The following is a 13,894-nucleotide window of genomic DNA, read 5'->3' as shown; positions in this document are numbered from 1 at the left end:
TGTATGCATCATAACCCAACACAAATAAGCGGGCAACCATTAAACAGGCCCTTTTCTATTGCGATGCGTGTACTGCTCTTTTACGCGATCTCAGTTATTATCCTCATCTCAATTGACCTCGTGAAGCTGGACAAATCGCCCGAAGCAACAGCTTTGAACCTGCTGCTCATCGCTGCTTTAAGCTACCTGCTCAATATTGTATTCCTGAACAGGGATCATATAACTCCCGCAAAGGCCGGCATTGCTACCAATCGGGCAACAGCAACACGGCTGGTAACCGGATTGCTCATTGGCCTTTGTTCTGCAATACCGCAACCTATCAGCCTGCTTGCCTGGGGGCATTTTAAGCTGGAATGGAGCGCACCTGAGATACAAACCGTATTCGTGTACATTGCTATATATTTTTTTGCGGCCCTGCGCGAAGAACTTGTTTTCAGAAGCTATGCTATCGAGCAACTCCGGCATCAATTGGGTTCGCGGCTGAGCCAGGTAGTAATCATGATCATTTTTATTCTGGAACACAAAGCCAGTGGCATGTCATGGACTGCATCGGTGCTCGGCTCGGGAACAGGGGCACTGCTCTTTGGTTTTGCCCGGCTGCGAACAGGAGATATCGCGCTATCCCTGGGTATTCATTTTGCCTGGAACTTCGGGCAATGGACCTGCGGCTTTAAAGGATCACCCGGGGTCTTGCGGGCTGTTGTTGCACCCGGGTATGCCCACCAGGCTGAATGGATCGGTTACCTGGCTTTCCTGTTTGCCATGGCAGGAGCAGCCATTTTCATTCATATTTCTTTTCAAAAGCAAATTAAACCCAATAGCTGATATCATTTACCTTTAATTATGAAGTGGTGGTATAAAACCAGAATTATTGATCCTGCACCCCAACAGAGGGTTGTCTATCACCTGTTGTTCTGGTTACTTCTTTTTGCGGTACGCTCTTATCTCACAGGTATCAGCTTTAACGTCTATTCCGATCTGTCAAACGGTTATGTCACCTTATTAAATCTTTGCAGCACGGCTCTTATTGCTGCGGCCTATTATGTGGTTGCAGGCCCGGTTCGCCAACTAATAACGAACAAGAGAATGGGACAGGCTATTTCAGGCATAATGCTGATCATCGTGTTTTATACAATAGCTGATGCTGTTACCGAGGTCCTGATCCTGAGGTCTTGTGAAAACTGCATGCACCTGCTTAAAGATCACCAGCCGGCCTATTACGCGCTTCTCTCTCTAAACCTTCCCACTATCATCGCTAAACGACTGCTGGGATTGGGCACTCCGCTGTTTTTATTACTGGCATTAAGTATTCCATTATGTATTAAGCTTGCACGCGAAGCCTGGCGTGCACAGGTTAAAAGTCTTCAATTGGCTAAAGATAATGTTGAGCTGGAGTTTAATTTCTTAAAATCCCAGATCAATCCACACTTCCTGTTTAATACTATGAATAATATCTATGGGCTGATCCTGAGAAAAGACACCACCCGCTCCGCCGAAATGGTTGCGCGACTGTCCACATTATTCCGCTACATGCTTTATGATACGGATAAAACTTACGCGCCATTAGATAAGGAACTAAAGCTGCTAAGTGATTATATTGAACTGGAGAAAATAAGGTTAAACGATACCGCGGTTGAAGTAGAGGTTGGCACCGATAATCCCCAGTACGAGATCCCTCCATTACTGTTCATACCTCTGGCAGAGAATGCCTTTAAATTCACGGTAGATCAACCCGGTGCCGGGATCTTTATCTCGTTACAGGTAATAAAAGGGCGGTTAGAGCTCATTGTAGAAAATACGGCTTCTCAGCCTACGCTTACCGAACAACATGGTATCGGCATCAGCAACCTGCTTAAAAGACTTGAACTTTACTATAAAGGCCGTTACAGTTATGCAGCGGCTTACCGGGAAAGAACCTATTTTGCAAATTTAATCATTGACTTATGACCCATAAGATCCGGTGCCTTGTAGTGGATGACGAACCGATAGCCCGGGATATCATCAAAGCCTATATTGAGCAACTGCCACAACTGCAATTTGTGGACGCCTGCAAGAATGTGGCCGAAGCTTATGAAGCGCTGCAGCAATACGAAGTAGATGTCATTTTCCTGGATATCCGCATGCCGGTTACAACCGGAATTTCCTTCATGCGTTCTTTAGCACAACCTCCGCTTATTGTTTTTACAACGGCCTTTTCGGAACATGCCGTGGAGGGATTTGAGCTCAACTCTGTAGACTACCTGATGAAACCTGTTACCTTTGAAAGGTTCTGCCAGGCTGTTCAAAAAATACAGGAGCGAATGTTGCCCCACACTGCCCGCGTTCCATTAACGGATAGTCCTTCTTATTTATTTATAAAGCAGGATACCCGCTTACTTAAAATAAATTTCGACGACATTATTTATGCCAAAGCCGAACGCGATTTTTGTTCTATCTTTCTAATGAATGGAAGGCGGCTGCTGGCAAGTATGCATCTGAAGTTATTAGAAGCTTCCTTGCCGGCACAACGATTTCTAAGAGTGCACCGGTCCTATATCGTTAACCTTCACAAGGTACAATCCATCCAGGGCAATGTATTAGTGGTTGAGCAGGCCACCCTTGAGATAGGTAGTAGTTACCGGGAAAGTTTATACCAGGCTCTAAAGATCAGGTAGTAAAAAATTACTAAAAATGCTTCAACCCGTTTGTTAGTTACTTCATAGAAAACCTCTGTCATATTTAACTTTCATCCGTGGAGGGTAGTGCTTTCCAGGCATTTCAATAATGGTAACCATACGTCAGGCTGATTGTGTTATTGGGGCAACCACCATAATAACTGCAGTATGTGCTCCAATAATCACAATTTAATAGTGCCTCTTCTTATTTTGAGAAATTTAGTGGTATACCGTTTCTTTTAAAATAATATAGACGCCCATCACCAACACAAACCACCCAAAGGCAGGTTTAAGTTTTTTACCGTTAATTTTTGTCGACAAAAAGCTGCCGGCGAAAATCCCGGTTACTGCCATGGCACTTACACGCAGCAGAAAAAACCAATTAATGTTGGCGTGATGAAGTGAAAAAACAAACCCGGCCAGTGAGTTAACAGCAATGATGAGCAAAGAGGTACCTATGGCTACTTTCATAGGAAGATTCAGTAAATTAACCAATGCAGGTATAATCAAAAAACCGCCTCCCGCCCCAATTAATCCTGTCACAAAGCCCACAAAACCACCTTGTATAGAAGCCAGGCGGTATTTCAACTTTCCTATTGCTGCTGCTTCCTCATTACAGCCCTTACATCTGCTGATCATTTTGCCGGAGGCAAAAACCATCAGCACTGCAAAAAGCAACAACAGCAATATGCTTCTGGTAACAGTAAAACTACCTACCGAAAAAATTTCAAGGGGGATGAGCGGAATAACAAAAGCGCGGGTAAGAAATACCAATGCGATGGATGGCAGACCAAATACAATGGCCGTTTTAATATTGATGAGGCGCTTTTTGAAGTAAGAGTAAGAACCGGCCACGCTTGTAACACCTACAACGAAAAGCGAATAAGTAGTAGCCAACACAGGGTCAACTCCAAACAGGTAAACCAGCACCGGCACCGTTAGTATACTTCCCCCTCCCCCAATCAACCCCAGGGAAACGCCGATAAAAACGGCAGCTATATAACCCGTTATATCCATAGAATTTCTTTAATTGATACAACAAATATGTACCAATAAAAAAAGCCTTACAGTTACATTGGTTACATAAGCTTAATTTTGTTTCGACCTAATTGTACCACTCCATTTTCTTCAAGTTGTTTTAGAAGCCTGGATACCACTACCCGGGCGGTTCCAAGCTCATTGGCTAACTGTTCGTGGGTAATATGCAGCGTTTGTCCACCTCCAATCTCTTGTTTTTTAAACAGTAGCAATAACAGGCGTTCATCCACCTTTTTAAAAGTAATGGCATTAACAATATCTAAAAGCTCCTCAAAACGTTTGTGGTATAGGCGGAAAATATAATCCAGCCATTGGGGATATTCCCTGATGAATACAGACACTTTATTCATAGGCAGGAAGAGGATCTCGGCATCTTCTTCTACTTCAGCCTTCACCTTGCTGGTTTCATTATGCATGCCGCCCAAAAAAGACATGATACAGCTTTCGCCGGATTTTATATAATAAAGCAGGATCTCTTTTTCATCGTCGTCGGTCCTGATAACCTTCAATGTTCCGCGGATAACAATAGGGATAGAACGAATGGATGAATTTTCATTCAGTATAACGGTACCTGCTTTATATTGCTTAACGATACTGAATTGATACAGCTTCTCCACTAATTCGGGTGATGTTTTAAACTCGGCAACCTGGCTAAGTGATTCCATTAAACAAATATAGATAATTTAAAAAAGCACTTAGCTATACAAAACCTTGTACATTGAAATTGCCACATCAAAATCTTCAAATTACAGTTACCCCTGTAACAGGCGAACACAGTGATAAAAATTAGTTTTAATTATGATCGCAATCATTTATTTCAACGCCTATACAGAATAGCTTAGATCAATTAATGCAAATAAATTTTTTTGTATGAAAACTATTCTTGTCACAACCGATTTCTCGAAGGCATCTGTCAATGCCGCCAGGTATGCTGTAGAAATAGCAGCTATCCTCAATGCTTCGCTTCACATTTTCCATGTGTATCAACTTCCTGTCAGCTACGGTGATATTTCTTTCGCTGTAGCCAGTGGTGAAATCGAAAAAGATGCCCAGGACCTTATGAAGGCGTTTCGATCGCAACTAACTAACGCCAACGTTACCAATGTTGAGATTAAAACAGAAGTACGGCTTGGAGATTTTTTAGATGAACTCGCAAAAGTCTGTAAAAAAATTGATCCTTACCTGGTTGTATTTGGTATACATAAATCAACCGCAGCTAAAAGATTCTTTTTTGGTAGCCAGGCTATATTCGCCATGAAACATATAGAATGGCCACTGGTTCTCGTACCCGAGCATGCACATTTCAGGAGTTTAAAAAATATCGCAATAGCGTGCGACTTAATTCAGGTTGCTGCTACGGTACCGGTAGAAAAGGTGAAAATGCTGGTAAATGACTTTGGAGGAAAATTGCACATATTGAATGCAGGCAGCAATGCCAGATACCATCCGGATATTGTTTTCGAATCAGGCCTGCTTCGTGAGGTTTTGCCGGGTGTCGATCAGGAATATCACTTTATCGAGTCAAGAGATATCGACCAGGGCATTACAGACTTTGTAGATAAAAGAAATATTGACCTGCTATTGGTAACACCGAAGAAACACGATTTTTTCGAACGCCTTTTTTTAACCAGCCATACCAAAGAGCTTGCCTTAATATCCAATGTGCCGGTAATGTCACTTCACATATAGTTTATCTTATCAACCCCGCTAAACGGCTTCTGTACCCAACCTCGTTTAACACATAAATATCAAAAAATATGAAAAAGATTCTGGTACCTACCGACTTCTCGTCTAACTCTAAAAGCGGGATTAGGTTTGCCATTAACTGGGCAAATTATCAAAAAACAGAACTGGTTTTTGTACATGTTCTGAATACGATGAAGCCATCTACCTGGACTGACGACTACTTTGAAAAGTACGCGAAAAATGAAGAAAACGCCTGTTATGAAAAACTAAAAAGTTTTATTACAGGCATCTATAAAAATATGCATATTGAGCCGGGCAAACATAGCTTTGCTGTGGTACAGGGTATAAGTCCTGATTTATCCCTGCTGGGATATTGCCTGGACAAAGCGGACATCAGTTACATTTGTCTGAGTACAAGAGGCAGTGGTAAACTGGGTAAGTTGCTGGGAACAAATACCGGCAACTTAATAACCAAATCTCCGGTTCCTGTAATGGCTGTTCCCCATCACTACAAAATAAAACCCATGAAGACTGTATTGTATGCTGCAGATCTTCAAAATTACTCCAGGGAACTCGAAAAGGTTTTAGCGTTCGCAAATCCATTTAAAATGCAAATAGACGTGTTGCATTTCACCTGGCCCAACGAAGTTACTTTTGATGAGAAAACGATCAACCTGGCCTTCAAAAAACCATATAAATATGGGATAAAAATTCACTTTGAAGGAAATGACGGGATACATTCCTTTGTACAGAACATCCAACGCCAGATATCACTAATCAAACCTTCGGTGGTAATCATGTTTACAAATCAAAACAGAACACTATTTCAAAGAATTTTTCTTTCCAACAAATCAGAAGAGCTGTCTTTTCAGATAAAAGTGCCGTTATTGGTGTTTAGCAAAGGTTGAGGTTTTAAAAAGCCGGTTAACTTTACACACATTCAAAAACGCTCCCATCCGAAGCAATCAATTTTTTATTGCCAGGCCATATTAAAAGCCCGGCAATAAGAAGCGCTATCTGAAGGTAACCAGGTCGTGGCTATTTGTTAACTGCAAATCTCGTGTTTTTAAAAATATTATGTAAGCTTATTATAGCTACAAAAAGCAGGCTCATGAGCGAGCCCGTTTTCTGAAAACGATCCTTGTTTGGCAATCCTGGAATCAATCGATGTTACATCTATAAACCTATTTAAAAGTACATTTTTCTAGTCAACAGGATATTCTTTCACTCCCACTTTTAAATTATTTCTCACATTGGACACTCCAGGCGCATTCCATGCCGCATCTGCTGCGTTCTGCTTCTCTGTAAAAGATCGTACGGTACCGCTTAAAAAAACTTCCGTTCCAATAACTTCAACTTTGATATTGCGTGCATCTACCGTTGCACTGCGTTCAAAAGCCTTTGTGATTTTGTCACTTATATCTGCTGCTACTACTTTAGGCTTTATTAGAATCAGATTTCGAACACTTTTTACACCTGTCAGATCCTGGATGGCTATCTGAGCACTATTTCGCTGGTATTCCCACTCCACTTCGCCTTCCAATGTTACAATTCCATCTTCCACCTTAATTTTTATCTTATCTTCTATAACAAAGGAATGCCATAGTAAGGCATCCAATACTGCTTTGGCAATTTCAGCATCAGTACGTTTAAAAATCGGAGACGTGCCCACCAGTATATCTTCGGCAACCGCCCGCACACCAGAGACCTTTTTGGCATCCCGCTCTGCAGCCAGTTTTTGCGCATAAGATTCTACCTGGCCTGAGAGGGTAACTACTCCATCCTTTACCGCCACCCCCAATCCAGCCTTGCTTACACTGGGGTCCCAGCTTAATTCTTCCATTACATCCTTTTGAATTTGAAAATCGCTTTTCATAATTTTAAGTTTAAAATTTAAGTAACTATGTTAAAATGTTAAATACCTGATTTCGCATACTATTCATATGCAGAAGAACAATCAACCATATACCAGCTAAAACAACTTGTATACATCCGGAAAATAGCTGATGGTTCCATCCACATTCACGTCTGCCATCATATACAAAACAAAAACAGGAACAGGCTTTGGCACTTTTTTAGTTATGGGTTGCTGCCCCTTTATGCTTGCTTTTAAAAATGCCTCATCAAGTTGCTTTTCCAGGAAACTGTTTGCCAATAATATAGGTTTCTCAACCCGTATACAACCATGGCTGAAATACCTGGACCTGGCCTGGAAATCTGATTTAAGATTTGTATCGTGCAGGTATACATTATAGGAGCTTGTCAAATTAAATTTAATGACACCCAATGCATTGTCGCAACCAGTAGACTGACGAAACCGGAAAGGAAAATTGCTCTTTGTAAACTTTCGCCAATCCAGCGAGCGGGGATCTACAACCCCTCCTTTACTATCTATCACCTGCATCTTCAATACGTCCAGGATCATCAGGCTCTTTTTGCAAACAGGGAGAATCTCGTTAACTGCAATGCTTCGCGGTACATTCCAATAAGGATATAAAATGACCTGGTCACAGTAAGTAACAAACCGGGGCGTCATCGTAGATGGCTTTCCCACAACAACAGCCATATCTAATTGTAGAGAATCGTTCTCATAATATTTTAGCTCAGCAGATGGTATATTAACTACTACCAACTTATCGAAGTGAAAATGACTAAACCATCGATAACAATTTAAGCTGGTCCTGACAGCTTCGGCTTTTACAGAATCGCCCAAATAAATTTGCTTCTTCAGTTCGGCCTTGAGCAGCGTGTAATCTTGCTGACGGGGCTCCAGAGACCGGGCCATTGCATTCAGATCGGTAGTGCTATTGAGCTTATTTAGAAGGTCTACAATATATTCAATATCTCGCCTCTCATATTTCCCACTCACCTCATCACTCCCTATTAAGTTTCTAATTCGCTTGTCGCCCTGGTATAAATCAAGAAAGTACGTTAAGGCGGCATTAGTGAATTTTCTATCGTAGTCGAAAGCCTCTACGGGTGACAAATTTGAGAAGTCTGCTTTTAAGGGCAGCATCGATAAATATTTCTGGGAGTCCAGGCCGTTAAATGCCGATTCTTCCCTGAATATTCTAATCAACTCTTCCCTGACATTTCCATTTTTTTCACTGTCCTTTTCAAACCAAAACAGATCCCCTTTCCACTCTTTGTAAAACAACTCCACCTTATCCGTACTTGATAATAAAATGCGAACCTCTTTCTGGCCTGCCGCGCCATTTGAAATTGTAATAAATGTCAAAAGAAAAGCCGCTATTATTGCTTTTCTACTCAAGGGTATTTTTTTGTATTTACATTGTGTCGGCATGGCCTTATAAAGGTATCAATACAAGTATTACCAAATGAATGATGTATATCAATCACCGGCCTGACATCGGTCACATACTCCCGGTATATTCTGATTTATTTTACGAAGTAGTTATAGCAAGGCTCGGTTGCAAAAAGGCTATAGTTTAAAAGCGCTTAATCATGCTGTACAGCGCGGCAAATAGTTAGTTTTTAATAAACTGAAAGCTGGAAGATAAAAAATGCTATCACTCAGCATTGCATAAATTTCAATATATTTGAAGTACCAAAAACTAAAAATAGTAATTAGCCATTAAAAACCAGACCTCGATTTTTGCAGAGTGTTTAAGCCGGACAAGTTGTTTTATTACAAAGGGTGTTTTTGTTAGCATGGGTAAAGCAGGCTGCTAAAGACTATTTCGATTTTAATAATTGTCGTAAAAGCGGTATAAACTTTTTACATAATGGCAAGAATATTACTTATCGAAGACAATCCCGAGATCAGGGAAAATATGACTGAAATCCTGGAGCTTGCCGGCTACAACGTTGATAATGCACCTGACGGCAAGGCCGGCGTGGATTTGGCACTGGCCAAAAGGCCCGATATCATTATTTGCGATATTATGATGCCCGTATTGGATGGATATGGCGTTCTACACTTAATCCAAAAGCATCCTGAATTAAATGGCGTTCCTTTTATATTCCTGACAGCGAAGTCTGAAAGAGATGAAATCAGGAAGGGAATGGAATCGGGGGCTGACGATTATATCACCAAGCCTTTTGGAGGTACTGAATTACTTAATGCTATAGAAACAAGGTTAAAGAAAGCACAACAATTGAGGGAACATTTCACGAGCGATATGGATGGTGTGAATCACCTGATTTCTGTTACCTATGGTAAAGATTACCTGGAAGAATTGAGAACGGGTAGAGATGTAAGCCGATACAAGAAGAAACAGATCGTGTATTCGGAAGGCAACCACCCTTCCCGTCTGTTCTATGTTCAAAAAGGCAAGGTTAAAACCTTCAAGCAAAATGAAGATGGCAAGGAATTCATTGTAGGATTGTACACGGCGGGAGATTTTTTAGGTTATATTCCTCTTATGGAAGGGAGAATTTATCAGGAAACCGCTGAAGCATTGGACGACACAGAACTGCTGGTAATTCCCCGATCTGAGTTTGAAGAATTGCTGGGAAGCAACCCGCAGGTAATGAAAAAATTTATGAGTATACTGGCCTCTAATATCAATGAAAAAGCCGGCCAACTATTGGCTATAGCCTACAACTCTTTACGAAAAAAAGTGGCCGATACTTTGATTACACTTGACAGGACATATAATAAAACGCATGATCAAAATTTTTACATAGACATTTCACGGGAAAACCTGGCGGCAATGGCAGGCGTAGCTAAAGAATCGCTGATCAGGATGCTGGGCGAACTAAAGGATGAAAAATTAATTAGTATAGAGGGCGCCAGGATTAGAATTATGAACTATAACCGGCTGGAACAAATGTTTAACTAATACATTTGGATAAATAGATCTAAAACAGAATAGCTATTTAACCTCCCGGATTACAAAAACTGTGCTAAAATGTATGTGCCATTCTATACAACACGGATGTTGATCTGCGGAACTTCAATACTGACACGCCCAGTGTAATGCCATTGCCGGATGCTCATTATTAAAACAGCTCAAAGGCATTAAAAAAATCACATCCTGAAGTTTTAATGATCTATACGATGTTACTATGCACATAAACCAATAGGGTTGCAAATAAATCACAATTAATCAGAAATACCGGTTATGAAAATAAGCCATATCAGCAAACAGGAAATTGCACGCGGAGAGGCCATACGTGGACTAGAAATACGAACCGGGATCTTTGATCTATTGAGAAATAAATTCCCGGATTTCACTAAAGATGACTTTATATCAATTGATGAGCTCAACCAATACCGAAGGATTTACCTGACTTCTTTGATAACTCTTGAAAAGGGCGAGCTCGCAAAAATTGATAGCGATGTAATGGAGGCAATTAAAAACAATTCCATTCTTTCTGAAAATATACAGGATGAAATAGAAGCAGATCTAACACCTGGACAAAGGATAGCAGATAAAGTGGCAGCATTTGGAGGTAGCTGGACTTTTATTATTACTTTTTTTTCTTTCATTTTAGTTTGGATGTTGATTAATATTTGGTTTCTAGCTGCGAAACCGTTCGACCCCTATCCTTTTATTTTACTCAATCTTATCCTTTCCTGTTTGGCCGCTATACAGGCACCCATTATTATGATGAGTCAAAACCGGCAGGAACAAAAAGACAGGCAACGTAGCGAACACGATTATAAAATAAACCTGAAAGCTGAGCTGGAAATAAAATTGCTAAGCGAAAAAATTGATCATTTACTGGTACATCAAAACAAAAAGCTCCTGGAAATTCAGGAAGTACAAACTGATTACCTGGAAGACCTGATGAAGGAGATCAAAAAAAGCGGGCATAAAAAATAATATACCCCCCCAATAACCAACCCAACTTAAATGCCGGCCAACAATTTTAACATAAGCGGTTTATCTGACAATGAGGTCCTTCAGTCCAGGAAAAATCACGGAGCCAACCTATTAAGGTATAAAAAGGAAAATGTTGTTTTTGATAATATAAAACGTTTTGCTGCAGAACCAATGGTTATTTTACTACTGGCAGCGGCAGCTATCTACTATATTAGCGGAAGCATAGGTGATGGAATATTTCTTTCGGTAGCGGTTCTGTTTCAGGTATCTATCTCTTTGTTTCAATATTCCCGAAGTAAAAATGCCTTAGAAAAACTGAAAGCCCTCTCGCAACCTAACAGCAAGGTAATTCGAAACGGAAATATAATGGAAATAAAAAGCCAGGATTTAGTCATTGGCGATAGCCTGCTGGTGGAAGAGGGTACGTTGATTACGGCGGATGGTGTCATTATTCATTCCAATGATTTTTCTGTAAACGAATCTATACTCACGGGAGAGTCTTTTGCTGCTTTTAAGGATAAAACACAAAAAGACCATTTTATTTATAGTGGCACAACCGTAGCCAGCGGACTGGCTGTGGCTACTATTACTGCAATTGGTAACGAAACCAGGTTGGGTAAAATAGGAAGCAGCCTGGCTGGCATTGAGGAAGAGAAAACACCGTTAGAAAAACAGATCGCCCGTTTCGTAAAGAATATGGCTATTACCGGTACAGTAGTTTTTGGTATTGTATGGGTAATTAATTTTTGGAATACACAGCAACTGCTGCAAAGCTTATTGCAGTCGCTTACTTTAGCCATGAGTATTTTGCCGGAAGAAATCCCGGTTGCGTTTACCACTTTTATGGCTTTAGGCGCCTGGCGTTTAATGAAACTGGGTATTGTGGTAAAGCAAATGAAAACCGTGGAAACACTGGGCAGCGCCACCGTAATTTGTACTGACAAAACAGGAACGCTTACCGAAAATAAAATGAGTGTGGCAAAGCTGTTTTTATTGTCGTCCAATAAAATATTTGAAACCAAAGATACATTGTCAAAGGATGAAAACACACTCATCCAATTGGCCATGTGGGCCAGTGAACCCAACCCATTTGATCCGATGGAAATTGCCCTGCACCAAACATACAAAGAGGTAGTAACCAAAGACGAACGCCCCGATTACCGGCTGGTTCACGAGTATCCATTGAGCGGAAAGCCACCCATGATGACTCATATTTTTGAAAATGAGCCAGGTAAAAGAATTATTGCAGCCAAAGGCGCTCCGGAAGCATTAATGGCGGTTGCCAATCTGAGTCCAAAAGAAAAACAGCAGGTAGAAAAAGCCGTAAACCATCTGGCTACGGATGGGTACAGGGTGTTGGGTGTAGGTGTAGCTGATTTTCCCGGGTCTGATTTTCCGGCAAAACAACAGGATTTCCCTTTCCGGTTTAAAGGCCTTGTAGCTTTTTACGACCCACCCAAACCTAATATCCAGAAGGTGTTGGCTGATTTTTATGAAGCCGGAATTATTGTCAAAATCATAACGGGCGATAATGCGGCAACAACAAAATCTATAGCCAGGCAAATTGGTTTTAAAGGATATGAACAAAGCATTACCGGTGATGAGCTGATGGCTTTACCGGAAGATGAGGTAAAAAGCTGTGTTATGAACACCTCAGTTTTTACCCGTATGTTTCCCGAGGCTAAGCTAAAAATCATCAATGCTCTCAAATCAAACAATCAAATAGTGGCAATGACGGGCGACGGAGTTAATGACGGCCCTGCGTTGAAAGCCGCTCATATTGGCATTGCTATGGGCAAAAAAGGAACTGAAATAGCCAGGCAGGCTGCTTCCCTGATTCTATTGGAAGATGACCTTTCTAAAATGGTAGATGCAGTGGCCATGGGCAGAAAAATTTATACCAATCTCAAAAAAGCTATTCAATACATCATTTCCATTCATATCCCTATTATACTTACCGTATTTGTACCACTGGCGTTGGGCTGGATTTATCCTAACATTTTTTCCCCGGTGCATATCATTTTCCTCGAAATTATTATGGGGCCCACCTGTTCTATTATCTATGAAAACGAACCTATGGAAAAAAATACCATGCAGCAGCAACCAAGAGCATTAACCACTACTTTTTTTAGCTGGGGGGAATTATCTACCAGTGTACTGCAGGGCTTGGCAATTACTGCGGGAACCTTACTAATGTATGAGTATGCCGTACAAAAAGGATATAATGAAGCGTTAACCAGAACCATGGTATTTACGGTTTTAATAACAGCAAACATCTTCCTAACATTAACCAATCGTTCTTTTTACTATTCTATTTTTACTACATTGAAGTATAAAAACAACCTGGTACCGTTAATTATTAGCATTACCGTTATCATAGTAGCGTTTATACTTTATATAAAACCGGCCACCCGGTTTTTCGGGTTTGAGCGGCCAGGATCTTCCCAATTAATGGTTGCGCTATTAACAGGATTTGTTTCCGTATTTTGGTTTGAGATAGTAAAATGGGTAAAGAGAAATAAAAGGAAGCAGCATTTGTAAATACGCTTCATAATAAACCTACATCAATTTTATTGAAATGCATCCAACTGGTTTGTAAAGACAATAACCTTAGCATAGCCCTGGCCAGTGTATCCACTGGCTGGATGGAGAGGGTAAACTATAGGTAACAATAATTTTAAAACCTGTTTATTATCATATCTGTTCATGCCTTTATTTTCCAAT

The 13,894-nt window shown here is 40.7% G+C and carries 12 protein-coding genes; 8 read left to right on the top strand and 4 right to left on the bottom strand.

Annotated features, from left to right (window positions below):
• The first annotated feature begins 3 nt into the window (after positions 1 to 3).
• Genes ACLOAU_RS00830 through ACLOAU_RS00820 form a run of 3 tightly spaced genes read left to right on the top strand, consistent with a single transcriptional unit; the run spans position 4 to position 2,654 of the window.
• Entirely contained in the window at positions 4 to 825 is an 822-nt protein-coding gene (locus tag ACLOAU_RS00830) for a CPBP family intramembrane glutamic endopeptidase (protein ID WP_427859919.1), read from the top strand.
• 18 nt (positions 826 to 843) lie between these two features.
• Positions 844 to 1,947: a sensor histidine kinase gene (locus ACLOAU_RS00825; RefSeq protein WP_427859918.1), complete on the top strand. Its 1,104-nt coding sequence runs from the start codon at positions 844 to 846 to the stop codon at positions 1,945 to 1,947.
• Positions 1,944 to 2,654, top strand: coding sequence for a LytR/AlgR family response regulator transcription factor (locus ACLOAU_RS00820; protein WP_427859917.1), 711 nt, complete (start codon positions 1,944 to 1,946; stop codon positions 2,652 to 2,654). The genes ACLOAU_RS00825 and ACLOAU_RS00820 overlap by 4 nt, the downstream gene beginning before the upstream one ends.
• Positions 2,655 to 2,873: 219 nt before the next feature.
• On the opposite strand, the gene ACLOAU_RS00815 is transcribed toward ACLOAU_RS00820, so the two are convergent.
• Together ACLOAU_RS00815 and ACLOAU_RS00810 are read right to left on the bottom strand one after the other, a co-directional pair.
• Positions 2,874 to 3,671 carry a sulfite exporter TauE/SafE family protein gene (locus ACLOAU_RS00815; protein WP_427859916.1) on the bottom strand — a complete coding sequence of 266 codons (798 nt, stop codon included), beginning with the start codon at positions 3,669 to 3,671 and terminating at the stop codon, positions 2,874 to 2,876.
• Between the two features lie 62 nt (positions 3,672 to 3,733).
• Positions 3,734 to 4,357 (bottom strand): Crp/Fnr family transcriptional regulator, encoded by a 624-nt coding sequence (locus ACLOAU_RS00810; protein WP_427859915.1) that lies wholly within the window; start codon positions 4,355 to 4,357, stop codon positions 3,734 to 3,736.
• A gap of 205 nt (positions 4,358 to 4,562) precedes the next feature.
• Here ACLOAU_RS00810 and ACLOAU_RS00805 point away from each other — a divergent pair, with 205 nt between their 5' ends.
• On the top strand, positions 4,563 to 5,381 hold the full coding sequence (locus ACLOAU_RS00805) for a universal stress protein (protein WP_427859914.1): 819 nt from the start codon (positions 4,563 to 4,565) through the stop codon (positions 5,379 to 5,381).
• A gap of 68 nt (positions 5,382 to 5,449) precedes the next feature.
• On the top strand, positions 5,450 to 6,286 hold the full coding sequence (locus tag ACLOAU_RS00800; protein WP_427859913.1) for a universal stress protein: 837 nt from the start codon (positions 5,450 to 5,452) through the stop codon (positions 6,284 to 6,286).
• A 296-nt stretch (positions 6,287 to 6,582) separates the two neighbouring features.
• Here ACLOAU_RS00800 and ACLOAU_RS00795 read toward each other — a convergent pair whose 3' ends face one another.
• Both ACLOAU_RS00795 and ACLOAU_RS00790 read right to left on the bottom strand, forming a co-directional pair.
• Entirely contained in the window at positions 6,583 to 7,254 is a 672-nt protein-coding gene (locus tag ACLOAU_RS00795; protein WP_427859912.1) for a BON domain-containing protein, read from the bottom strand.
• Between the two features lie 96 nt (positions 7,255 to 7,350).
• Positions 7,351 to 8,649, bottom strand: coding sequence for a L,D-transpeptidase family protein (locus ACLOAU_RS00790; RefSeq protein WP_427859911.1), 1,299 nt, complete (start codon positions 8,647 to 8,649; stop codon positions 7,351 to 7,353).
• A 475-nt stretch (positions 8,650 to 9,124) separates the two neighbouring features.
• Here ACLOAU_RS00790 and ACLOAU_RS00785 point away from each other — a divergent pair, with 475 nt between their 5' ends.
• The 3 genes from ACLOAU_RS00785 to ACLOAU_RS00775 all read left to right on the top strand — a co-directional run bounded on the left by ACLOAU_RS00785 (position 9,125) and on the right by ACLOAU_RS00775 (position 13,711).
• Positions 9,125 to 10,183, top strand: a complete 1,059-nt coding sequence (locus tag ACLOAU_RS00785; protein ID WP_427859910.1) for a response regulator — start codon at positions 9,125 to 9,127, stop codon at positions 10,181 to 10,183.
• A 282-nt stretch (positions 10,184 to 10,465) separates the two neighbouring features.
• Complete coding sequence (locus ACLOAU_RS00780) at positions 10,466 to 11,170, top strand: DUF1003 domain-containing protein (RefSeq protein WP_427859909.1); 705 nt, start codon at positions 10,466 to 10,468, stop codon at positions 11,168 to 11,170.
• Positions 11,171 to 11,200: 30 nt separating this feature from the next.
• On the top strand, positions 11,201 to 13,711 hold the full coding sequence (locus tag ACLOAU_RS00775; protein ID WP_427859907.1) for a cation-translocating P-type ATPase: 2,511 nt from the start codon (positions 11,201 to 11,203) through the stop codon (positions 13,709 to 13,711).
• Positions 13,712 to 13,894 lie beyond the last annotated feature (183 nt).

The sequence above is a fragment of the Paraniabella aurantiaca genome (assembly GCF_050309965.1).
Lineage (GTDB): Bacteria > Bacteroidota > Bacteroidia > Chitinophagales > Chitinophagaceae > Niabella.
Note: the sequence above shows the minus strand (reverse complement) of the source record. Positions and strands in the feature narration are given on the sequence as shown.